Annotated in this window: 15 protein-coding genes and 1 tRNA gene; 8 read left to right on the top strand and 8 right to left on the bottom strand. The window is 42.7% G+C overall.

Annotation, left to right across the window (positions count from 1 at the left end; translation table 11 throughout):
- Nucleotides 1–268 precede the first annotated feature (268 nt).
- The 4 genes from ACVBIU_RS18215 (at nt 269) to ACVBIU_RS18200 (ending at nt 8,809) form a co-directional block, all read left to right on the top strand.
- Nucleotides 269–1,702, top strand: coding sequence for a hypothetical protein (locus ACVBIU_RS18215; RefSeq protein ID WP_447164488.1), 1,434 nt, complete (start codon nt 269–271; stop codon nt 1,700–1,702).
- A gap of 336 nt (nt 1,703–2,038) precedes the next feature.
- On the top strand, nt 2,039–4,279 hold the full coding sequence (locus tag ACVBIU_RS18210; RefSeq protein ID WP_447164487.1) for a hypothetical protein: 2,241 nt from the start codon (nt 2,039–2,041) through the stop codon (nt 4,277–4,279).
- A 322-nt stretch (nt 4,280–4,601) separates the two neighbouring features.
- Nucleotides 4,602–5,993, top strand: coding sequence for a sigma 54-interacting transcriptional regulator (locus tag ACVBIU_RS18205; RefSeq protein WP_447164486.1), 1,392 nt, complete (start codon nt 4,602–4,604; stop codon nt 5,991–5,993).
- Between the two features lie 506 nt (nt 5,994–6,499).
- Entirely contained in the window at nt 6,500–8,809 is a 2,310-nt protein-coding gene (locus ACVBIU_RS18200) for a hypothetical protein (RefSeq protein WP_447164485.1), read from the top strand.
- Between the two features lie 251 nt (nt 8,810–9,060).
- On the opposite strand, the gene ACVBIU_RS18195 is transcribed toward ACVBIU_RS18200, so the two are convergent.
- Genes ACVBIU_RS18195 through ACVBIU_RS18180 form a run of 4 tightly spaced genes read right to left on the bottom strand, consistent with a single transcriptional unit; the run spans nt 9,061 to nt 14,536 of the window.
- The gene (locus tag ACVBIU_RS18195; RefSeq protein ID WP_084221416.1) at nt 9,061–9,234 is read right to left on the bottom strand and encodes a Trm112 family protein; all 174 of its coding nucleotides are present in this window, start codon (nt 9,232–9,234) and stop codon (nt 9,061–9,063) included.
- Between the two features lie 11 nt (nt 9,235–9,245).
- A complete protein-coding gene (lpxK, locus tag ACVBIU_RS18190; RefSeq protein WP_447164484.1) occupies nt 9,246–10,238 on the bottom strand; it encodes a tetraacyldisaccharide 4'-kinase in 993 nt (330 codons plus the stop codon).
- Entirely contained in the window at nt 10,239–12,074 is a 1,836-nt protein-coding gene (gene msbA, locus ACVBIU_RS18185) for a lipid A export permease/ATP-binding protein MsbA (RefSeq protein ID WP_447162211.1), read from the bottom strand. It lies immediately after the preceding gene.
- 32 nt (nt 12,075–12,106) lie between these two features.
- Entirely contained in the window at nt 12,107–14,536 is a 2,430-nt protein-coding gene (locus ACVBIU_RS18180; RefSeq protein ID WP_447164491.1) for a DNA internalization-related competence protein ComEC/Rec2, read from the bottom strand.
- 77 nt (nt 14,537–14,613) lie between these two features.
- Here ACVBIU_RS18180 and ACVBIU_RS18175 point away from each other — a divergent pair, with 77 nt between their 5' ends.
- Nucleotides 14,614–15,120 carry a DUF2062 domain-containing protein gene (locus ACVBIU_RS18175; RefSeq protein ID WP_447162210.1) on the top strand — a complete coding sequence of 169 codons (507 nt, stop codon included), beginning with the start codon at nt 14,614–14,616 and terminating at the stop codon, nt 15,118–15,120.
- Between the two features lie 93 nt (nt 15,121–15,213).
- Here the strand turns inward: ACVBIU_RS18175 and ACVBIU_RS18170 are convergent, their stop codons facing one another.
- From ACVBIU_RS18170 to yejK, 3 genes are all read right to left on the bottom strand, one after another.
- Nucleotides 15,214–16,047: a M23 family metallopeptidase gene (locus ACVBIU_RS18170; protein ID WP_447162209.1), complete on the bottom strand. Its 834-nt coding sequence runs from the start codon at nt 16,045–16,047 to the stop codon at nt 15,214–15,216.
- 21 nt (nt 16,048–16,068) lie between these two features.
- Nucleotides 16,069–16,947: a 6-carboxytetrahydropterin synthase gene (locus ACVBIU_RS18165; RefSeq protein WP_447162208.1), complete on the bottom strand. Its 879-nt coding sequence runs from the start codon at nt 16,945–16,947 to the stop codon at nt 16,069–16,071.
- Between the two features lie 382 nt (nt 16,948–17,329).
- Complete coding sequence (yejK, locus tag ACVBIU_RS18160) at nt 17,330–18,358, bottom strand: nucleoid-associated protein YejK (protein WP_447162207.1); 1,029 nt, start codon at nt 18,356–18,358, stop codon at nt 17,330–17,332.
- A 509-nt stretch (nt 18,359–18,867) separates the two neighbouring features.
- On the opposite strand from yejK, the gene ACVBIU_RS18155 reads away from it, so the two are divergent.
- The 3 genes from ACVBIU_RS18155 (at nt 18,868) to ACVBIU_RS18145 (ending at nt 21,185) form a co-directional block, all read left to right on the top strand.
- Nucleotides 18,868–19,086 carry a YejL family protein gene (locus ACVBIU_RS18155; protein ID WP_447162206.1) on the top strand — a complete coding sequence of 73 codons (219 nt, stop codon included), beginning with the start codon at nt 18,868–18,870 and terminating at the stop codon, nt 19,084–19,086.
- A gap of 83 nt (nt 19,087–19,169) precedes the next feature.
- Nucleotides 19,170–20,954 carry a DUF3413 domain-containing protein gene (locus tag ACVBIU_RS18150; protein WP_447164483.1) on the top strand — a complete coding sequence of 595 codons (1,785 nt, stop codon included), beginning with the start codon at nt 19,170–19,172 and terminating at the stop codon, nt 20,952–20,954.
- 154 nt (nt 20,955–21,108) lie between these two features.
- Nucleotides 21,109–21,185: transfer RNA gene (locus ACVBIU_RS18145), tRNA-Pro, on the top strand.
- Between the two features lie 118 nt (nt 21,186–21,303).
- On the opposite strand, the gene ACVBIU_RS18140 is transcribed toward ACVBIU_RS18145, so the two are convergent.
- Nucleotides 21,304–21,528 carry a cytochrome c3 family protein gene (locus tag ACVBIU_RS18140; protein ID WP_447162204.1) on the bottom strand — a complete coding sequence of 75 codons (225 nt, stop codon included), beginning with the start codon at nt 21,526–21,528 and terminating at the stop codon, nt 21,304–21,306.
- Nucleotides 21,529–21,852 lie beyond the last annotated feature (324 nt).

Raw genomic sequence — 21,852 nt, 5'->3', positions numbered from 1 at the left:
TGCTGAGATAATAGCTAACACTTAAAAAAACTAGAAAGGCTGTTCATTCAGCCTTTTTTATTTAGATCGATACCATAAATACAGACTATCAAAATTCTCATTTGACTTCATCGACATAAACTAAGACCTTAACTGATATGACTGGACGCTATTACTCTCTCGGTATAAATAATAATTGAAGCTAAGGTGTTCACAAAAAAACATATAACGACTAAATAGCTGATATAAAGTAAAACTTTTTAAAACGAACACGATTCAGCATAAGGAAATGCAATTAATGACAAGGTTCAATTATATTCTTCTTGGTGGCTTACTCCTGCCCCTCTCACATGGCTACGCAATACCTAACCCGCTTATAGTTGACTATAAGCCCAGCTGTATAGAAAAAGATTTAGGTGTGATCGCTATAAAAACAGAAGATCTTGAAATTTTAGAGCAGGGAAACAATCTACAGGAAAAATCGTTATCCCTCGCATTAATGCAGATTCGTCAACAGGCTCGAGAAATAGGAGCTGATGCCGTGAATATTACTCATGTTAATCATCGTGTAACAAACTATAGCAGCAGATTTAAACCGGCATCAGATGAATACATCCGTAAAATGCTCAACACTCATATCCAAGCCCAAGTTTTTAAAATGTGTGCCGAGAATAAAACTCTTTCTTCACTAGCTGCACCGTATAACGCTAATGGCTATAAGGTGCACAAGTTTTCATATGAGTATACTTTTGATATTGAAAAACTTTCGTCTAAGTCGCCTTACAAATTGGCTCGACAAATTCAGCTTCCACCTGCGAATGTTTCTATTGCTGAAGGTGTTTACGGTCTAAAGCTTGGAAGTCATATTAGCCATGTCGTTAAAACTCTTGGGCCTGCGAGTATTGAAATCCAGCTAGAAAATGACCGCTTTGTTCTAGGTTACGGCAGAAAGCTTTGGTACTTATTTAACCAAGATAAACTGGAAGTCGTCAGCACTAAAAGTGAGTTATTAAACAACACTGGACTCAATACTATCGGTTTTAGAGAAGGTTTTGATGATACCCAGTGGAAAGTTGAGGGGGTTTCTGCTCAAAAGAGCGATATTAACCAAGTAAAATTAGCACTTGCATCAAAACAAGTTCAAGTAAAGACGAATCAACTGCTTGTTGAAGGTAATCAACAAGACTTACTGCTTGAGTTTGAAACATTTCATCCAGAGATGGCATCAGAGCCTAAACACTTGCTAACGCATTTCACGCTAAGCCAATTAAACAAAACTGTTGAGATCGGTAAGCCTGCAATTTTAACTGCTCCACAAAAAGAGTGGTTATTTAAGCGTCTAGCTCCTAACTCATCTTCGCATCTCACTTTAGATGAGTTAACAAGCCAAATCCCTCTAACGATTAAAATCAATATTGCTATTGATAATAATACTTGGTGGCTTGTAGGCAACCATATCTTACTCAGTTTCAATAACCAGCGGCTTGAAAAAGTAAAACTGACTGAACCTCTATTTTCAGATGTTAATGAAAACGTCTTCGCCAGCTCAATTAATGCGTTGAACCTCCCCATCGATAAGCAAGGAATGCTAGCCTATTTCAGTGGTGCTGCGGATAATTTTGAGCAAGTTGATATTGAAACAGAGCAATTCACAATCCAGGCCAAATACGAATCCTATGACGATAACGCTAAACTCTATGAATTAGATATATTTTATTATTGACACAGAAGTTAACTCGCCATAACAACATACAGTAAGAGCACATGCCTATTTATGAATATTTAAGGGTGTTTCACCCTACAATCATGAATATAATACCACATCACTTACCCTGTACTTTGCTAACATCAAAATCCAAACACCTCCTAGTTACTTAAACTGTTCCACTTATGAAACAGTTTAAGTAACTGAAAAAATTCAAGATAAATCAAATCAACTTCTACCTGTTACACTCCCTCATCCAAGAAAAACATAACCACTTGAATAATATCAAATAAATTATTGGCACCATATATGTATTAAATCTGTACAAACAATGCGATGAATGAGGTGTCTATTATGAATATTCGCAGTAAACCTCGATTCTCACTCTTACCTATGTTTGCAGCACTTGTCCTTGCAGGACTGCCAATAGCAGCTAATGCGCTATCGGGTGCGATTTTCACCACCACAGCCGATGGTGGCATAGTCAATGAGAATGTGAGATATGGAAGTAAACTCGAAGTCTATCTTGATGGTGGGCCTAGAATGAATGCGCCAGCATCCGCTGCGGCGCTTCCTGATGGTAACTACTATTTCCAAGTCACCGATCCTAGCGGTAAGCAACTACTCTCCCTCGATCCTGTCGACTGCCGAGAAGTAAAAATCGAAAATGGCGTCATTACCCAATACCTAGGAGAGAGCCGTGCTTACTTGGATAAGGGAAAGTTGGTTTCCTGTACAGAGTTCCCAACCAATGGTAAAAAAACGATTACGGTTCATGAATTTAACCCTGACATCGATCACGGTGGAACCCCTCTCAATGCCATGGTCATTCAGCTCTACCCTTATGCCGACACTCCCAATAAAGGTGGAGTTTATAAAGCTTGGATGACCCCTACGGATAAATATAGCGAGCAAAATGAAGGCTTTCACGGCTTTATTCCACGCTATGCTAAAACCGACAACTTTAAGGTAAAAGAGAAAAAACCTCAGTACGGTATTATCGCACTGCGTAACTACCACGATGCCAACTTAAACTGTCGTTTAGACCTAGGCGAGAAGTTTATCTGGCAATGGCAATATGGTATCGAAGATGGCTTAAATGTGCGTAATGACGATAACACCAATGACGAGTCAAGTGGCGACCCAACCACGATCTTGCTTAAAGAGGCACTAGGCCAGTTAAATGATACATGGTCTTTAGACCACTTCAGATGGACAGAGCATCAAGACAAGAACCTCAATAGTCAATATTTAACCACATCAGGTTATGTTCATGACTACCAAGCGTTTAGCTCACTCAATACCGGCCCAGAGGATCCTAATCTTTGGGATGGCGATGACGCTAATGACTTTATCCAGCGTTTCGTCATGGAAATGCCTTGTCCTGATTTGTTTGATGACGGCTTAGCGCCACATACCAGTAATGAGTTCTCTGATTTTATCCCTGCAGCCTTAGGTGTAGAGCCTATGGTAGCTAGCGATCCACAGATCACTCTTACATTAAGTCAGGTGGGTTTTGCCAATATTGCGGTTAAAAAAGTATTCGATACCAATAATAATGGGATCCATGATGCCAACGAAGTTGGGATAGCTAACTGGCCAGTTCGATTAAAGTATGCACCTAGCTTACTTGAGTCTAACGGTGGCCCTATACCCGATACTATCAGTAGCACGGTTAATAAAGACGTGTATGACGAAGTGGTAGCACGCTTTGGACTCACCGCCGACCCGATCCTAGAAAACGGTTATGCAAACCGCATAACAGATGCCAACGGTATGATGACCTTCAGCGTTCTATTACCCAATGGATATGGTGATGCACCGCTAACTCCCTATCCATCAGACTTCTACCAAGTTGAAGAGGCATCTGCTCAAGGCTGGATGGCAACATCAAGTGTCACTCTTGAGTTTGATGTGCGCTCCGAGGCTAGCGGCCCAGATGGTCGATTACCCCCTATCATGGGTAATGCCTACCTAGACAATAGCAGCACGCCTTTAGGTGACGTGGTATTTACTAATATCTGTTTCAAGGAGGCGAGTTTCGGCACTAAAGGCTATTGGCATAACAAAAACGGGCTGGGCGAAATGGAAGCAGCATTTGTCACAAGTTATATCAATGGTTTAGACCCTTATGACAGCGAAACAAGCTACTTCGGTAAAGGCGATGAGCCATTTGACGGTATGTTCACCAATGGTACACCTGTCGATGCTGCATACAAAAATGACTCAATCACAGATGGAATTTCAGCTGGTGCGGGTACCGTGAAAGCCGAAGTGTCACATTTTCTCATTGACGGCAATGGTGGCGGCGATCCAAGGGAACAACTTGCCCAGCAATTACTGGCATTTTTGTTCAATATTGAGTACCGCCTTGGCGGTGATGCGGTGTTAATGATGCCTGGCGGAGGCACTATGTCTAGCGCAGATATCGTTTCAGCTGCTATTGCGGCATGGCAAGGTACCGACGCCGCAGCGCAAAATCACTACAAGACCTTGCTCGATACCTTTAACAACATGAAGGTTGCCGATGATAACGGAGTTAAGTATGTACCGAGCGCCCCCGCAGATTGTCCGGCGCTCCCAAGTCCATACTAATGCCTATAACCTAATAGTTATAACCAATGCTAATGCTACAACTAATAAGAGCTCAGGGAGGAGCTCATTTTTTCATCATCAAAAAACACCATATTACCGCTGCTTACTTAACACTGCTTGGAGGCTGAGGCCCACTGTCTCAATATTAAGACAACATAAAAAATAATAATAACCGCTTTTACAAACAATTAGATGACTTAAGACTGTGTTACGCAGATGCTCCCACATTGTGAGACTTGCGATCCCCCATATACAGCCTAAAATTTGTGCATAACTTATTCTCTACTTGGTAATAAGCACAAGCCCTCTTCTAGACAATACCATGAGCAATTTTAAACATAGCGAGTCACCGATAAGGGAGCTATTGGTATTAAACTTTACCGACCACGATTTTCAAGGAGAGAGACAACTCAAACCCTTTAATTGGCACTGTACTCAGGCCGATGGCCTTGCTAGTGCGCTGCAATGCGTAAATTCAACCAAGATTAAAGTTGCAATAGCAATAATCTCAAACGGTCACAAGCTACAGATATTACGCACCATAAAACACCTCAATGCTCATCAAAATAACCTTATCTGGATAGCGATCACTGCAAAAACGCATACTCAGGATAAAAAGCTAACCTCATGTTTATCTAGCTACTTTGCTGATTATCACCACCAGCCCATTGACTGGGATCGTCTAAATCACACATTAGGCCACGCATATGGTATGGCCGTCATAAAAGAAACGCTTTCCCAGCAGAGCAACTGTCCTTATTCTTCTCCCAGCCCCTCTCCTTGTAATAATCACCAATTACTCGGGGAGACTAAGCTTATCAAGCAGCTAAGATGTAACCTATCCAAAGTGGCAGGCTCTGATGAATCAGTTCTCATTAGCGGCGAAACAGGTACAGGTAAAGGCCTTTGCGCCCGCTTGATCCACGAGCAATCCAAACGGCGTTTAGGCCCATTAATCACGATCAACTGCGGCGCCCTTCCCCAAAACCTTATTCAATCCGAACTATTTGGCCATGAAAAAGGCGCTTTCACCGGCGCTGATAGGCAATATATTGGTCATATAGAAAGGGCTAATAAGGGAACGCTATTTTTAGATGAAATTGGTGATCTATCATTAGAGTCTCAAGTTAATCTATTACATTTTCTAGAAGAACACATCATAGAGCGCCTAGGCGGCAATAAAGCCATTACTATTGATTGTAGAATTATTTTCGCTTCTCACATTAACCTTGAAACCGCTGTTGAAGAGGGGCGATTTCGTGAAGATCTATACTATCGGATTAATATTCTACACATTCACGCACCGAGTCTTAGAGAGCATAAAGCGGACATAACACTGCTCGCCAATGAATATTTAAAAATCTTCAGCTCTAAAGCACAGCAATACACGCTTTCGCCTCAAGCAGCAGAAACCATGCTTGCCTATGAGTGGCCTGGTAATGTCAGAGAGCTTAAAAACCGCATACATAGAGCCATTATAATGGCAAATGGTGACCCGTTAAGTGAAGCAGACTTAGGGATAAAAATCACCAAGATTCAGCCTGCTGACAACGATGTTGTTGACTTAGCCCAGCACAGGGTTGAAATCGACACAGAACTACTGCTCGATGCCATTAAACGTAATAACCACAATATATCGGCAGCTGCCCGAGAACTTAAAATATCCAGAACCACCTTTTATCGTTTGATTAAGAAATGCAAAATCGAACTCTAGCGGTGCAAACACCATTTGTGACTCCCACTATTGCAGCATAATGTCGACACATCCAATACTACAAAGACATGCGCTGCAACACCAAGTGTAACAAGCGTTACACTATCTGCTTGAACAACATTAGAGTGTAAATCGAGCACAAACAAACAGTTAAAAATTAACTCTAATCGCCCCCTGTTTCATCCTTGAAACATCAATACATTTTAAAGCTGCGCTAAGTATCACTTTTAACTTTGTATTCAGAACCTTACATCTATGGCGCAGTGCTTGCTTATTCTTTAGTCACAAGTTTGAATACCCACTCACTAAATCTCACTCACTGAAGCCCGGTGACATAGAGCTATTTCACTCCGGTGTTCAGCTTTATCGGCACTATGTCGACAACGGCGCAACGCTAAATTACGCCGAATATCTAAACATTTCACGCTAGCACTTTATCAAAAGTTGGCTAGCAAAAAGTAACAAGTACGTTTTATCCATATTAACTAATTAAGATGGTAAATATTATGAAACGATTTAAATGCAAACGACTTATCAAAGCGCTCGGTATTGCGCTGGTAAGCGCAACGACCCTTTATGGCGTCACGAGTCTGTCAACCGCAGATGCGGGATTCTTGCCGCAACTGAAAAATAATGTCTGCTTAGCCCAATACTCTGGTAGCCATTTAACCTGTACCGCCAATGATATTCGAGTCAGTGAAGTCAAAAATGTGACTAACCCTGACGGAACAACGCCGGTCGAGTGTACCGATGGAGAAGAATTTGATTTTAAAGCCGACTTCACCATAGTAACCACGGCCACCAGCCGTTATGGTTATGGGATCTGGTTACCAGAAGGCAAATGGAGTGCTAAAGACGAGAGCGAAACTAATACCTGTTCGGTGTTAAGTGGTAGTGCAACTGAATTACCTGGTATCGATTTAGATGGTGATGCCTGTGCCGATATAAGTAAAAAAGCAGGCAACAGTCAAGTACACGAATATGTCGGAGAAACGATCACCATGCTGTGTCGTGATGATGATAACTCAGACAAGGCCGATTTTAATTACTGTGCTTCTTGGAACCAACAAGAATATGGCAATTGTTCTGCCGGGGCTCCCACTCCCGCAGGTTCACCATCTAAATGTCGTTGTGACACCTTCGATATCGATGTATTTATCAAACCTAACCCACCAACCGTGATTAAAACCCTAACCAGCCAATCATCAACCCGCAGTGAACCAGGTGGAGCCTTTAACTATACAGTAAGCTTTACTAACCCTAATGCTCAGACATCACTGTTTATCACATCACTAACTGATGAAATAGATATTGGTGGTGAGGGAACGTTCGATGCTTCAATTAACCTTTGGGCTACTCCAGTTGCAGTCAATACAAATGTTGAAGGACAGTACCTGACCTCGACGAACTGCTCTATGCCTGCTAACGGCGGTGAAATTCTGCCTAGTGCCACCTACAGTTGTGCCTTCACGGTACACATTGTCGACAGAGACTTACCCAATGACCAAAGTCCGCAGTTCTACGATGACTTAGTCATGCTCTCGTTAGAAGATAAGAACGGTACAGCCGTTGTTGACGGTGATAGTTGTATCGATATTCCTGGCAGTATTGAGGGTGATCATTGTAGTAATGAGATCACTGTACAGATCACTAACCTGCCACCAGCAATTACCGTGACTAAAACGGCTAATCCAAATGAAGTATTAGAACCAGGTGGCAATGTGGAGTTTACCATTGAGGTTAAAAATGATGCCGAATTCTGGGACTCGCCACTTACGCTAACGACACTATCTGACAGCGTATACGGTGATCTTCTAGCGGGTGATTGTGGCGCGCTGTCTACTAGTATCGCTGAGAACGGAACTTACACTTGTAAATTCACTAAGGCTATTACCGGCAATGCAGGCTTTAAACACATGAATAAAGTGGATGCAATAGCCAAAGATGATGAAGGTGACACAGCACTTGGTGACAGTACGGAAATGGTCGCTGTCGTTGATGTGGCATCAACGATCTCACTGGTTAAAACAGCAGTTCCAAAGAGTGTCAGTGAAACCGGTGATGACCCCTCAGTCTATAGAGATGTTGACTATACATTTATGTTTACCAATACCTCCACAGTTGATGCTGTTAAATTCTACAAATTAGATGACGTGCTTTTGGATGCCAACATGAACCCCATTGGTACAGCCACAGATATCACAGCAGATTGTGATGTTAATGGTACCAATCTGGGTAACGGTATCTGGCTATCAGCGGGTGATTCAGCGAGTTGTGTTATCACCATGAAGCTACAAGGTGATGCTGGAGGTAATCATATCAACCTTGCTACGGTCTACGGTGTCGATGATGACCTAGTAGAGCGAGAGGCCAGTGATAATGAAACCGTAACCTTTACTAACCTCCCACCAGTAACAGCAATGACATTTGCCAGCAGTAAGCTTATGGTGTTGAAAATTAAAAATACCGGTATCGAAGATGTGACCTTAACAGATATCACCATACACGGTGAGTCTGTGATTGATCATTTGTCACCGGTACCCGGTCATACATTGCTCAATGACGGTGGGTCTCATGAATTTGTGCCATACCCAGCATGTGCTAATGGACACACCATTGGGTATAGTGGTTCTCTAAACGATAACGATTTCTATGAGTGTGCCTTTACTGTGGAGCTTCTACCAGGTATTGATAGCGCAAACGCTATCAATTATGTCACACCAGCTAACGACGGTGTAACGGTGCTTCTAGAAGACAATGAAGGAAGCAAGGTTTCTCATGGCATAAATATCGAAGTCAACGCTGTAAAAAATTAGCTAGTGCTTGAAGCTAGATAAGCTAGATAAGCTAGATAAGCTAGATAAGCTAGATAAGCTATAGCAACACTAGGGCGATAGAGTTTACCTTCGCCCTTTTTATTGCTGTAGCAGTAACGAATCTAAAACTGCTAGTCTATTTATTAAGCCGTTATTTGCTATCCAGCATATGCACTCTTAAATAACCAAAATGATAAAAGCACCTCTTCGGTGCTTTTAGTTTTCTCTAGTTCTAGAATAACAAGCTTAGCTTATTCAGCCAAAGGCTCGGCTTTGTTCTCTAGCAATACCGGAATACCGTCATTGATAGGATAAGCCAGCTTGTCTGCCTTGCAGATCAGCTGTTGGGCTTCTTTATTGTATTCAAGCTTGCCTTTACACACTGGACACGCAACGATTTCGAGTAATTTTTTATCAAATGCCATTTCGAATGCCTTTACTTATCTGCTACCAACCGATCAATTTTGGCCAGTAGTTGTTTATCAAATGAGGGAGATAGCTTCGCATCTACCGCGAGATACCACCAGTTATCTTTTGCAAAATCGCGACATTTCACCGCATCTTTTTCAGTCATCACCAACAAACGGCCATTTGCTAGTTGATTAAGCGCTGTTTCACTATAAGCACTATGATCATCAAATGCTTGCGATTGCGCAACTTGATATCCCTGCACTTGCAGAGAATCAAAAAAACGTTGAGGATTGCCGATACCAGCCATTGCCACAAGAAGTTCACTTTTTGTTGGAGCAGCACTAGCATTATGATTTGCAGAAACCGGTAACCATTTGGCAGGTTCAAGGGTCATCACCTGCTCACCAGCAAGTGCAACACCGCCATTAACGATAACATGATCAACACTGCGTAAACGCCACGCACCTTCACGTAGTGGGCCTGCTGGCAATAACATGCCATTACCTAAACGTCGTTCACCATCAAGAATGATAAGCTCGATATCACGAGCCAGTTGATAGTGTTGCAATCCATCGTCACTAATAATGATATCCACATCAAACTCTGCCAACAAGTGTTTAGCGGCATCGACCCGCTTAGCACCAACCACCATAGGCACTTGAGTTCGAGCCACTATCATCGCAGGCTCATCGCCAACACTATCCGCGCTATCGCCGGGAAAAACCGTACGCACACCATCAATTTCGACGCCATAGCCACGGCTGATAACCCCGGGTTTTAAACCGTGCTTTCTCAGCAACTCGATAAGATAAATGACGGTGGGTGTTTTACCACTACCACCAACGGTAATATTGCCGACAATAATCACAGGCACAGGCAACTTAAGCGCTTTTTTTACCTTTAAGCGAAACAGAAAGCGCCTAAAACCTGTGATCAGCGCAAATAACAGCGACAACGGCCAGAGCGCAAACCGCAGCGGATGACCTTGATACCACAGTTTATTTACCCAGGACTGCATTTAGCTACCAAACTGCATTTGATACAAGTTGGCATAAGCGCCGCCTTTGGCGAGCAGAGACTCATGAGTACCACGCTCGATGATCTTACCTTGGTCAACCACTAAAATTTGGTCTGCGCTTTCAATCGTCGATAAGCGGTGTGCAATCACGATAGAGGTTCGGTTTTGACGTAAGTTATCAAGCCCTTGCTGAATTGCCTTTTCAGACTCAGTATCAAGCGCTGAGGTCGCTTCATCAAGAATTAGTACTGGCGAATTGCGTAATATCGCACGAGCAATTGCAATGCGCTGACGCTGCCCACCAGATAACATCACGCCATTTTCGCCAATTTGGGTATCTAACCCTTCTGGCATCGGCTCAATAAACTCCATCGCATGAGCCAGTGTCGCCGCTTCAATGATCTGCTCTTTTGTCGCCACACCTGGATATGCATAAGCGATGTTGTTAGCAATGCTGTCGTTAAACAAGGTCACTTGTTGTGAGACTAATGCAACTTGGCTTCGCAACGACTTAAGTTTGTAATCATTGATATTTTGGCCATCAAGCGTGATCTCACCCGCTTTAAGTCCAGTATAAAAACGAGTGACTAAGCTGGCAATGGTCGATTTACCAGAGCCAGAACGGCCGACCAATGCTAATGTTTGCCCCTGCTCTACTTTAAAGTCAATACCGCTTAGTGCTAGCTTCTCATGTCCTGGATAGCTAAAGTCTACCTGATTAAAGGCAAGCTCACCTTTTACTCGCTCAACTTCTAGAGTACCAGTATCACTTTCAGGCTCAGTATCGAGTAGTTCAAACACTGTAGTACAGGCCGCGATACCACGCTGGAATTCAGCGTTAACCCGGGTAAGGTTTTTAATCGGCTGCAGCATCGCTAGCATGGCACCTAAAATAGTGGCAAACGTACCCGCTGTTAGTTCTGCTTTCATGCTGTCAATACTGGCTGCATAAAGTACAAATGCTAATGCAAACGAACCGATAATCATCACTAACGGCTGGCTAATAGCCTGAGCTGTAGCCAGTTTCATTGTTTGGTAACGGTTTTGATCGTTAACTTTTGCAAAACGCTGAGCTTCTGTTTCTTGTCCGCCAAAAGACAATACGTTCTTATGGCCTTTAATCATCTGCTCAGTCGCAGCAGTGACTCCGCCCATGGCGGTCTGAATTTGCTTAGACACTTTTCTGAATCGGCGGCTCACAACGGTGATCACTACGCCGATAATAGGGCCGACAATTAAGATAACTAAAGATAGTTTCCAAGAGAAATAGAACATGATAGCAATCATGCCGATCACGGTAATACTGTCTCTAACGATAGTGATCAGTGCACTACCCGATGCGCGCGCAATCTGTTCGGTGTCGTAGGTCACACGAGAAATTAAGTTACCGGTGTTTTCTTTATCCATGTAGCTTACCGGCAGAGTCAAGTAATGCTCGAAGACTTCTTGGCGCATATCCATAATCACCCGTGCACTCATGTAAGAAATACAGTAGGTCGACAGGAAGTTTGCAAGGCCACGAAGTGAGAACAGGCCGATAACGACAAATGGTGCCAACAGCAAAACATCACTGCCAGAGTTAAAACCGTCACCAGTACCAAAATCGAGACTACTTACGCCGCCCGTTACACCACCAGCAGCTTGGGCCGCTTGGCCTGCTTGACCACCAAAGCCTTCATCAATAAATGGTTTAATCACGGCAATAAATGTTGCGTCCACAAGGGCGTACATAATGAGGCCGATTATGGCAAAAGCTAATACTGTTTTAAGAGGCTTCAAATAACCTAATAAGCGCTTAAATACAGTCCAGACTTCATTTTTAGGAGATGTTGTCATTGAGAGATTAACATTTTGGCAAAAGAAGCATTCTACTCTGGATTTTTATTCTGGCCAAACCTAAACACTTTGTTATACCAAAATGGTGCAAAATCTGAACGATATGTTCGAATTTTCATAGTTTCTTGGTCAAATAAAACACTAACCTGCCCTTGTTCCCCAGCCGTAAACATAGCAATATCCCGTTGTTCATAACGTTCGACGACCTCCTTTTTAGGAAATCCATAGCGATTTCTAAATCCTGCCGGAAATAAAACCAGCTCGGGGGCGACAGCATCGATAAAGGATGTTGTAGAGGAGGTTCTACTGCCATGATGAGGGGCTATGAGTAACCGGCTCTGTAACCTAAAGCCGTACTTTGCTGCTCGTTCAAGTAACCGATATTCCGTCTGCTTTTCAATGTCCCCCGTTAGTAGCACGCTATTGCCGGTATCGCTAACTCGAATAACACATGAACCGTTATTCCCCTTTTTAGGCTCTAACGGCGCTAAAATTTCAAGATTAAGATTCTGCCAAACCAATGTCTTAGGTCTGCAGCTATGTTGCTGTATCGGGATCAAATCAGAGATCACTGCGACATCGGGATACTTATCAATAATATAAGTAGCCCCGCCTGCATGGTCGTTATCACCATGACTGACGACAAGATAATCAATATTACCGATCCCCTGACTTTTTAGAAAAGGAAGTAACACTCTATCTGCATAACTAAAGGTGTCACCATATCGTGCGCCAGTATCATAAATAAGTGCCCGATTATTTTTCTCTATGACCAAAGATAATCCTTGCCCGACATCGAGTAAATGAACCTGCCAACGGTTCTCTTTTGGTGCTCCGCTAAAGTGAAATAACACGCTGAGCACTAACGGGAGTAACATTACTGACAATGGCAAACGCCATGTAAGTTGCTTAATATTAACCAGTAAGTAAAGGCCGATAGAGGCCATGATTAACGCAGCTACAACTTCGTCAGAAAGATCGAGCCAAACAAAGTTAACCTCACTAGCATAATCAAGTAAATTAACCACAGGAGTCATCGCCAGCGCTGCCAGAGTAAAAACACCACCGCCAGAAAACCCCAGAGCTGTCATAATGATAAAAGCTAGCAAAGACATCAGGCTTATCGGAATAAGCACTAGACTAAACCAAGGCACCAAAACCAGATTGACCAAAAGACTCACCAGAGAAGTCCCAGAGAAGAAAATCGCTTGAATAACACCTAGACCCAGCGTTAAGCGCCACTGCACTGCCCAAAATGCCAATGCTGCAATTTTTAATTGAGGCCATAAATGCCGATAAGGGATTGAGCTTTTATTTTCTGCAGCCGTAATACAACGGGTTGGCGCCTCCGGGCTATTGATTTCGGGAGCATTAGTTTCAAGAGAGTGGGGGTCGGAAGTGCAGATTTGGGCCGAATGAGTCTCAAGCCTATTTGTCACTGACATTAGTGAGCCTGATGTCGCCTCAGCAGCTACGGAGAAGTAGCGTGTTACCGTGAGGAGAATAATGGTTAACGCACAAAATGATAACCAAAAACTTGCGCTCAATGGGCTTAGTGGGTCGATAAGCAAAATGACAAAAAGTGCATAGAGCAATCTTTCCCAGCTTGAGGAGTGACGGCTCAGCACGCTAAAGCTGATATAAGCAATCAACATGATAAGCGCACGCTGGGTAGACACCGAAAAGCCCGCAAGATAAGCATAAGCCACTGCGCCAAGCAGTGAGAATGCTAAACAACAAAGCCAATTACGCCGACTCGAAACTGGAAAACGACGATACAAAACCAATTTTGCAGCAATTAACAACCACAGTGATACCACTGACAGGTGTAACCCCGAGATAGCAAAAAGGTGACCCGCCCCTGTATTTCTAAGTTGTTGCCAACGCTCAGACGATATCATTGATTTATCGCCACTTAGCAGCGCTAAAAGCAGATCGGCACTTTCATAAGGTGATAAAACTAGTTTCAACTTTTCGATAAGCCTCATACGGTAAGACAAATCAGTTGTCAAAATTTGACCACTAATAACCTTACCTTTGCCTATAATGTGCTTAGCGAGCAGATGCTTTTGTTGGTTAAATCCCCCTTGATTTAAAATGCTCGTGATCGGTTTAACTTTAATCTGTAATTGCCAACGCTGACCAGGAACAATAAACGGCGCTTCGTTCCAAATTAATCTCATCCTCCTACTGACAAGATGGGGTGAAATTGAATCGATCAGCACAATATCCATACTAATCCGGTCGCCGTTTGTATGAACAAGTGATATGATTTCGGCCTCAACATTCAATGTTTCAATATTTTCGCCAGTGTTCCAGTCCATTAGTAGTGAATAGAAAATGCTTATCCAGCTTATTGCTAATAAGCTGCCAGCAATAAATGGAGCACGCTTACAGGCTGTAATAACCACTACGATCAACAAAGGTAGGATGTATAGGTTCACCAAGGATGGCCAAAGCATCGTTGACAGAATAGTGATGCAGTAACCGCACATAAATCGATTCATAGTGAATTAAGTTAAGACAGCAAATTGAAGTTATGCCAAAAAAAATTATTGAAAAATTTATGCCAAAGCCCGAAACATTGCGTGAACACAAACACTTGCGCATGTTTGGTGATCTACTCTTAAAGCCAAATCTGTGGACGTTAAATAGACGCTCAGCGCCTGGGGCATTTGCGGTAGGCCTGTTCGTCGCGTGGATCCCAATGCCATTTCAAATGGTACTGGCAGCGGCTTTAGCCATATTATTTAACGTAAACTTACCACTTGCAGTAGCGCTGGTGTGGATAACAAACCCTATCACCATGCCTTTTATGTTTTATATGGCTTACCTTTTAGGCGCCAGTTTACTCGGGCATGAGCCACAAGCATTTAATTTTGAAGCCAGCTGGCACTGGGTCCAAGCATCACTTGAAACCATAGGTCCGCCGTTTTTGCTTGGCTGTATTGTGTTGGCAGGTATTTTCTCACTGGTCGGTTACTTTGTGATAAAAAACCTCTGGAAATACTCAGTATTATTTAAGTGGAAAAAACGCTATAAATAGCCTGTTCGTTTGTTGAACAAAGAGCACAAAAAAAGCAGTCATCAAGACTGCTTTTTAATGGCTTTAAATCAGAGAATTACTGGTTTATTGCTATTATTTTTGTGCCAATACACTTTTCATCGATGGGACTATGGTCGTTGGATCGAGCCGAACCTGATACCAGTTCACTCGCCAATCCAAATGGGGGCCTGTCGAGCGGCCTGTTGAACCCACTTCAGCAACTTTATCGCCTTGTTTGACGGTATCGCCCTCTTTCACATAAAGCTTACTTAAGTGTAAAAAGCTCGAACTCACGCCATAACCATGGTCGATGATCATGGTGCCGCCAGAATAAAACATATCTGGCACAGAGAGTGATATCACGCCATCGGCAGGTGCCATAACCACAGTCCCTGTTTTTGCTGCCACATCAACCCCATAATGAGGTGTGCCAGGTTTACCGTTATATACACGCTGGCTGCCATACACTCCTGAGATCCTGCCTGTTAATGGCCATATAAAGCTTTGCGCAAAAGCATTACTCTCAGTAAATTGTGCCCTAGCCGCTTTGACTTGTTTAGAATCCTTTGCAGCGCGAGCTTGCGCGTTAGGATCGGGCTTCATTATTTTCTTACTGATCCCATTAACGTGTTGGATCTTATATTGCTGCTTTTTAATCTTTAACGGCTTCAGCTCAGTCAAACCATCGGGATAAACAAGCTTAAGCATCTGCTCTGACTCCGCTTCACGGGCAAAGCCGAACGCAAACTGACCTCGCTCGTTCACGCGTACCGGCTCATCATTTAAAAACACCTGAGTGCCAGGTTGTACCTGGGCTCGGATCAGTGCCCCTTGAGATAACTCACCGTTAAGCTGAACTGCCGCGCTCGTTTGAAAAGCTAAGCTAGTCAATAAACTAGTAAAAACAATCTGCGTAAATGGTTTCAAAGCCACTCCTTTAATACTGAGTTATCCGACCGTCCTGCTCGCAATAGCGCCTTTCCCCACGCCTTCGTAAGCAATCACTTTAAAACCACTGCTAGGGACTTTGTCAGATAAGGTCTGTGCCATATAGTCAGCCAATAACTCAACCGTCGTGTCATGAGGAAGAATATCGCAAAGCGCTTTAGGCATGGCTAACTGAAAGTCACCTTGGGGCGCTTGGTAATGGAAACCAAAATGGGTCGCATCGCTTACAGCTGTCTGTGGAGACAAAGACAATGAACCGACGAGAACTTGATCGTCTATTGTCGCGAGGTAAATATCGTTCCAACGTTTAGCCCAATACTCATCCCATTTGGGCGCCGCAATGCCATTTTCAAATACCGTTACAGGACTACGATGTCCGTGAGCGATTCGCTGGCAATTACCATCGTGCTTTTTTAGACCGTGACTGTAATGGTAATAGGGAGCATCATGTATTTCGTTTCTAAGTGTCAACGAAATACCTTCTACATTTGCGGGTAAGACTTCTTTTAAGGCTTGTTGTAAAAATTTATTCACGCTGTCAAAATCGATGATTTCACTCGGAATAAGTGCAAATGCTTGCGACGGACAGGCCAGATGAATATCACCTTGTTGGCTCGAAAAATCCATCCATACTCTGTCACCTTGTTGCTGCCAACGGGCTTCACTACAGGCAGTAGGAACCAACAGGCGGTGATCTGCCACCGCATCGATGGTATTTTTAATGGTGCGCTTCACTTTCGCGAAGTCGAGCACCATATTTTGCTCATCTAAACCACCGTCGAGCAACACATCAACAATCCAGCTTTCACCAACCATGCCTCGTATAGGGCACAGGTAAGAAAAATCGATAACCGTTAAATCTTTAACAAACAATTGCATTTTCGCTCCTAGGTAGAAAAACAGTCTACCTGTCTTAGTCCATGCAGCAATGGCCACAGGATGCTAATGTGTTGATGAGTCAGTAAGCTGACTCTTCTGATAATAACTTCAGCTTACAATGATCAAGCTCAACATTCGACTTTTTTAGTGTGAATTGCCTTTTTTAGAGCAAGCATTACACAATCCATGAAGCTGTTAACTATGCATCTTCATTACTGACTGCAAAATAACATTTGCCATTAGAACTTGCTGCATACACTTTTATAGAACTGTTTTGAAATATAAGCCGACACAAAAAAGCCGAACACTTAAGGTTCGGCTTGTAAATTTGCCTTTATTCATAATCAGCTATGAACAAGAGGCATTTGTAATGCTTAAGGGGTTACTCACCCTTAAGACGGCGATCGAGTTGATCTTTAAGGTTTGCCGGTACACCTTTAATAATGATGGTGTCAGATACAGGATCGTAGATCACTCTCTCACCTAGATGTTGGCCATCAAAACTTAGCGTTACACCACCACCTGTGCCAGAGAACTTTTTCAACTGTCTTAAGGTTGGTTTATCACCAGGAAACTCCTCTTCTAATTCATAATTGCCGCCTTGGGCAAAGTCATAAAAAGAGTCCATACCTTGGTCCGCAAGTTCATCGGCTAAGTCTTTAATCTGAATCGAGGCACCTTCATCACAGCGCTCGCTACAGTAATCAAATACACGCTCTCGAGCTTGTTGACGCTCATCTTTGGTTAACTCACTATTACCCACAAAATCTTCAACAGCGTTCATCAACGACTTGTTCTGAGCCTTGGTATTAACACCTTCAACACAGCCCATAAAGTCCAAGAAGAAATCAGCAACTTTACGTCCTGCACGACCACGCACAAAAGAGATGTACTTTTTCGATTCTGGATCAGCCTGCCACTCAGTTAAATCAATACGTGCAGCGAGTTGTACGTTGTTTAGGTCCAAATGTGTATTTTGCGACAGTTCCATATCGTCGAGTACTGTCATCGATGATTTTGCGTTAAGCAAAGACACAAACAGGTAATCGCTTGTCATGTAGGTGTAGCAAGATAGCAGCAAGAACCCGCCAGTGCTAAAGTCGTACTTAGCCAGTTCTTCTTGTAGCAACTTACCCGCAATCCCAGAAAACTCGACAAAGCCAAGCTCACCACTGCGATAAGTGGTTAAGGCTTCTTCAAACTTAGTGTTTGCTTCGCCATCTTCACCACTAATACCAAAATGGCCAAACCCTTTACCGGCTTTGGTGGTATAAGTTTGATGCAACTCTTCTAGCATCGCCTCAACCGCTTGGCTATTTAGCAAAGGTTGTGGACGTAATCGACAACTAAGTTGACCTTCACCATCTTGAGAAATGGAGTGGATAATTGCTTGTTCGACGTTAATACTCATTGAGCCTCGATAAAATTTGGCAAGGAGCGTAAGGCTTTCTCACACTCTTATTGGAAACAATTGATATCTGTCATTGGTAAGGGAAGAGCAATCCTACCTAATCCAACCACATTGTAATGCCCGCTATCATACCAGAGAGTCGCAATAAATCTATATTTGCTTGAGTGAACTAAGGCCTAGCGTTTAAAGTCATATGATTGCAGTATTAATGAATAAGCTGATTATAATCAGAACGAGAAAATAAAGGTAAAAACATTGAAAATCAACAAGATAAAAACAAAAGCAAGAAGGGTGAACACACAAGGTAGCATTGCTTGAATGTTAGCTTGATGCAAAAGCTGATTGGCGATTTTCAACACAAGAGTCACTTAATCCCACCGCCTAATTTCCAACACTGCAACCAGCACTGCAACCAGCACTGTAAAAAGTACAATAAAAAGTGCGGAGCTTCTGCAAAAAATCCGTTATTATATGCCGTTAATCAAGATTTAAAGTGAACCTTTTTAATTATGGCTATTCAATCCAAATATTCTAATACCCAAGTAGAGTCTATTATTGCAGATTTACTTGCAGTGCTAGCAAAGCATCAATCTCCAACAGACTTAAGCTTGATGGCTCTTGGTAATTGCGTCACTCATCTGCTAGAAAAGAAAGTTCCAGCTGAGGCGCGTCAAGTAGTTGCAGAGCAATTTGCTAAAGCATTGTCGCAGTCAGTGAAAACTAACTAAGATACAGATATATTAAGCAGAATAAGTAGAGGCTAAAATAATGATTTTAGCCTCTACAACCCCTAAACAATAAATGGGTCAACATGGTCGAGCGACAAAAACAGATTGGACGTGATCGCGTCTCACGCTTAGTAAGCTGGGGGCACTGGTTTGCTTTCATTAATGGACTACTGGCCATTATTGTCGGCTATCGCTATCTCGACACCATCGGACTTCCCGAATCATTTATTGGCTGGGGCTATTTAGTTATTAGCACCGTAGGTCATTTTAGCTTTTTAGCTTTTATGGTTTATCTGGTGCTTATCTTCCCTGTTACCTTATTGCTTCCTTATTCAAGGGTCCTCAGGGGATATGCCGCTGTAGTGGCGACATTGAGCTTATGTTTATTACTCTATGATACGGTTATCTATGATGATTATGGTCTTCATCTAAGTCCCTTTGTATTTGATCTGGCCTGGGCGGACTTAAATGCCTTATTAAGGGGCACCTCCTACATCATCACACCTCTCGCCATTTTGGCGATAGAGCTTACTTTGGCGAATTTCCTTTGGAAACGGATTGAAAAAATCCGCAAACGGAATATAGGTAACCGAATAGTCGTGATTGTTGGTGCCTGTTTTGTTGCTAGTCACCTGATCCATATTTGGGGCGATGCCGCAGATGTAACCGAAATTACCCATTTCGATGATGCTTATCCATTGTCTTACCCCGCTACGGCTAAAAGCTTAATGGAAAGTTACGGTATTGAAGGTATTCAAGATCAGCAGAACCAAACGCCACCAAAGGCTAGCCTAGACTACCCATTAGCAAAGCTGCAATGTAGCGCTGATGACCTACCTAACATTTTAGTCATTGCAGTTGATAGTTTACGAGCCGATCAAGTTGATAGCGCGACCATGCCTTTCCTTGCATCTTATGCGAAAAAGAACATGGACTTTACTGAACACCTCAGCGGTGGCAATCAGTTTAGTAGCGGCATGTTTAGCCTGCTTTATGGGCTTCAAGGTAGCTACTCTAACGCGGTAGATTTACATTTCCGTAGTCCAGTATTAACCCAAGAACTCAGCGATAAAGGGTATCAATTAGCGTTATTTACCACTCAAGATACCCTAGGGCAGCCCCAAGCAATATTTAACGACTTTACACGCGTTAACTCAGAGCATATCGACAGCTACGCAAAATCTGATCTGCAGTCCGTTGCTAACTGGCAAAAATGGACTCAATCGGCGGCCCAACCCTGGTTTAGCTTACTCAACCTAAAGTCACCAGAAAGCTATGACACGCCTATTGGCTTCTTAGGTATTAAAACGGTTCAAGCATCGTCAAAGTTTAAGCCTGCACAAAAAGTACTATTTAACCAGTATCGACAGTCGCTTAACTTTATCGACAAACAGATTGAGCAGGTTGTGAGCACACTTCCAAAAAGTACTATGGTTGTCATTACAGGTATCAGCGGCAAAATGTTTACCAGTAATTCTGACGAAGCAAGAGTCAACCTGTCACCCGATAGCATTCGCGTACCAATGATTATCCATTGGTCAAATGAAGAGACAGCCAAAAAAATAAAATATCGCACGACGCACAACGGCTTAGTGCCGGCAATTTTGACTCAAACCTTAGGTTGTACCAACCCTGCATCAGACTACAGTTCTGATCAGAGCCTAATGCAACCGAGTGATAAGACTTGGGTTTATGTTGGTGACCATCGTATTTTTGCGATTTATCAAGAGCATGAAATTACCGTTATTGATCGACATGGTAAGTACCGTATCTACGACAATGACTATACTAAGCCGTTAAAAAAGAAATTAAGTGCCCCAGAGCTTGTGGAAGTGATGCGAGAAGGTCGTAGGCTTTACATCCACTAAAACTGCTATAGCATAAAAGACTATAAACTAAGCAAACGAATTCTCATCACACATGAAGAGCTTGCGCTAACAATAATGACTTGATAAAGTGCGGGTTCTTCAGAAATACCCCCTTAGTTATAAATGCTTTTATAACTTGTTCTGTAGAATATCTCGGGATATGGCCTAGTCCGGTAAGGCGCTTGTCTGGGGGACAAGAGATCACAGGTTCAAATCCTGTTATCCCGACCAAATTATACAAAAAAGCCAGCTAATCGCTGGCTTTTTTGTATCTGCAATTTGCAGTAGCAAATTAGATAAAAGCACTGTGTTAAATTATCACTACAGCGCTTTTATCACTGCCGAGTATTTACTCGTGACAGTCTGAACACTCTTTCATTGTTAGGTCAGGAGTGTGGATCTCTGTATCTAACTCGTGAGCACTTGCCATATCGTGACAATCGTTACAAGTCGCAATGCTTGCTTCCATTTCTGTATGCTCTTCAACATTAATTGTCTCGTGGCAGTCAGTACAGTTTACAGCCATAGCTGAAGCAGAAAACGCTAACGCAGCAACCAAAGTTAAATATTTCATATGCATTCCTTAATATCGGAGTTATCGCACTTAATGTTTGTGGTGTCACAGACTGTTAAGGCTTATTTTGTTAGTGCTGCCTAATAAATGAAAGACTTAGTGTCTCAGCAGCCCTTGCCTACCATGATATGAATTAACCTTAACTGAAACTTAAATCTAGCCATCAAATTGAACAAAAGCTGAATGACTCCTCGATGACTTGTAAAGGATGTGAGCGAGGTCTGACATATCATCAAATTTAAATATTTTTCTTTTAAACCTGATAGTTCCCAATAAGAAAGCCTCAGTCAAACAAGTTGACCTTGCTGACTACTTTTTGCACAC

The sequence above is a fragment of the Shewanella sp. 30m-14 genome, assembly GCF_052977125.1.
This window is presented reverse-complemented; position numbering and strand designations above follow the sequence as displayed.

Excerpts from the sequence above, each read along its gene's own strand:
- lpxK (WP_447164484.1), bottom strand. The coding sequence starts at position 10,238 with ATGCAGTCCTGGGTAAATAAACTGTGGTATCAAGGTCATCCGCTGCGG.
- ACVBIU_RS18150 (WP_447164483.1), top strand. The coding sequence starts at position 19,170 with ATGGTCGAGCGACAAAAACAGATTGGACGTGATCGCGTCTCACGCTTA.
- ACVBIU_RS18210 (WP_447164487.1), top strand. The coding sequence starts at position 2,039 with ATGAATATTCGCAGTAAACCTCGATTCTCACTCTTACCTATGTTTGCA.
- ACVBIU_RS18140 (WP_447162204.1), bottom strand. The coding sequence starts at position 21,528 with ATGAAATATTTAACTTTGGTTGCTGCGTTAGCGTTTTCTGCTTCAGCT.
- ACVBIU_RS18165 (WP_447162208.1), bottom strand. The coding sequence starts at position 16,947 with ATGCAATTGTTTGTTAAAGATTTAACGGTTATCGATTTTTCTTACCTG.
- ACVBIU_RS18180 (WP_447164491.1), bottom strand. The coding sequence starts at position 14,536 with ATGCTTTGGCCATCCTTGGTGAACCTATACATCCTACCTTTGTTGATC.
- ACVBIU_RS18155 (WP_447162206.1), top strand. The coding sequence starts at position 18,868 with ATGGCTATTCAATCCAAATATTCTAATACCCAAGTAGAGTCTATTATT.
- ACVBIU_RS18205 (WP_447164486.1), top strand. The coding sequence starts at position 4,602 with ATGAGCAATTTTAAACATAGCGAGTCACCGATAAGGGAGCTATTGGTA.
- ACVBIU_RS18200 (WP_447164485.1), top strand. The coding sequence starts at position 6,500 with ATGAAACGATTTAAATGCAAACGACTTATCAAAGCGCTCGGTATTGCG.
- msbA (WP_447162211.1), bottom strand. The coding sequence starts at position 12,074 with ATGACAACATCTCCTAAAAATGAAGTCTGGACTGTATTTAAGCGCTTA.
- ACVBIU_RS18195 (WP_084221416.1), bottom strand. The coding sequence starts at position 9,234 with ATGGCATTTGATAAAAAATTACTCGAAATCGTTGCGTGTCCAGTGTGT.
- ACVBIU_RS18175 (WP_447162210.1), top strand. The coding sequence starts at position 14,614 with ATGCCAAAAAAAATTATTGAAAAATTTATGCCAAAGCCCGAAACATTG.
- yejK (WP_447162207.1), bottom strand. The coding sequence starts at position 18,358 with ATGAGTATTAACGTCGAACAAGCAATTATCCACTCCATTTCTCAAGAT.
- ACVBIU_RS18215 (WP_447164488.1), top strand. The coding sequence starts at position 269 with ATGCAATTAATGACAAGGTTCAATTATATTCTTCTTGGTGGCTTACTC.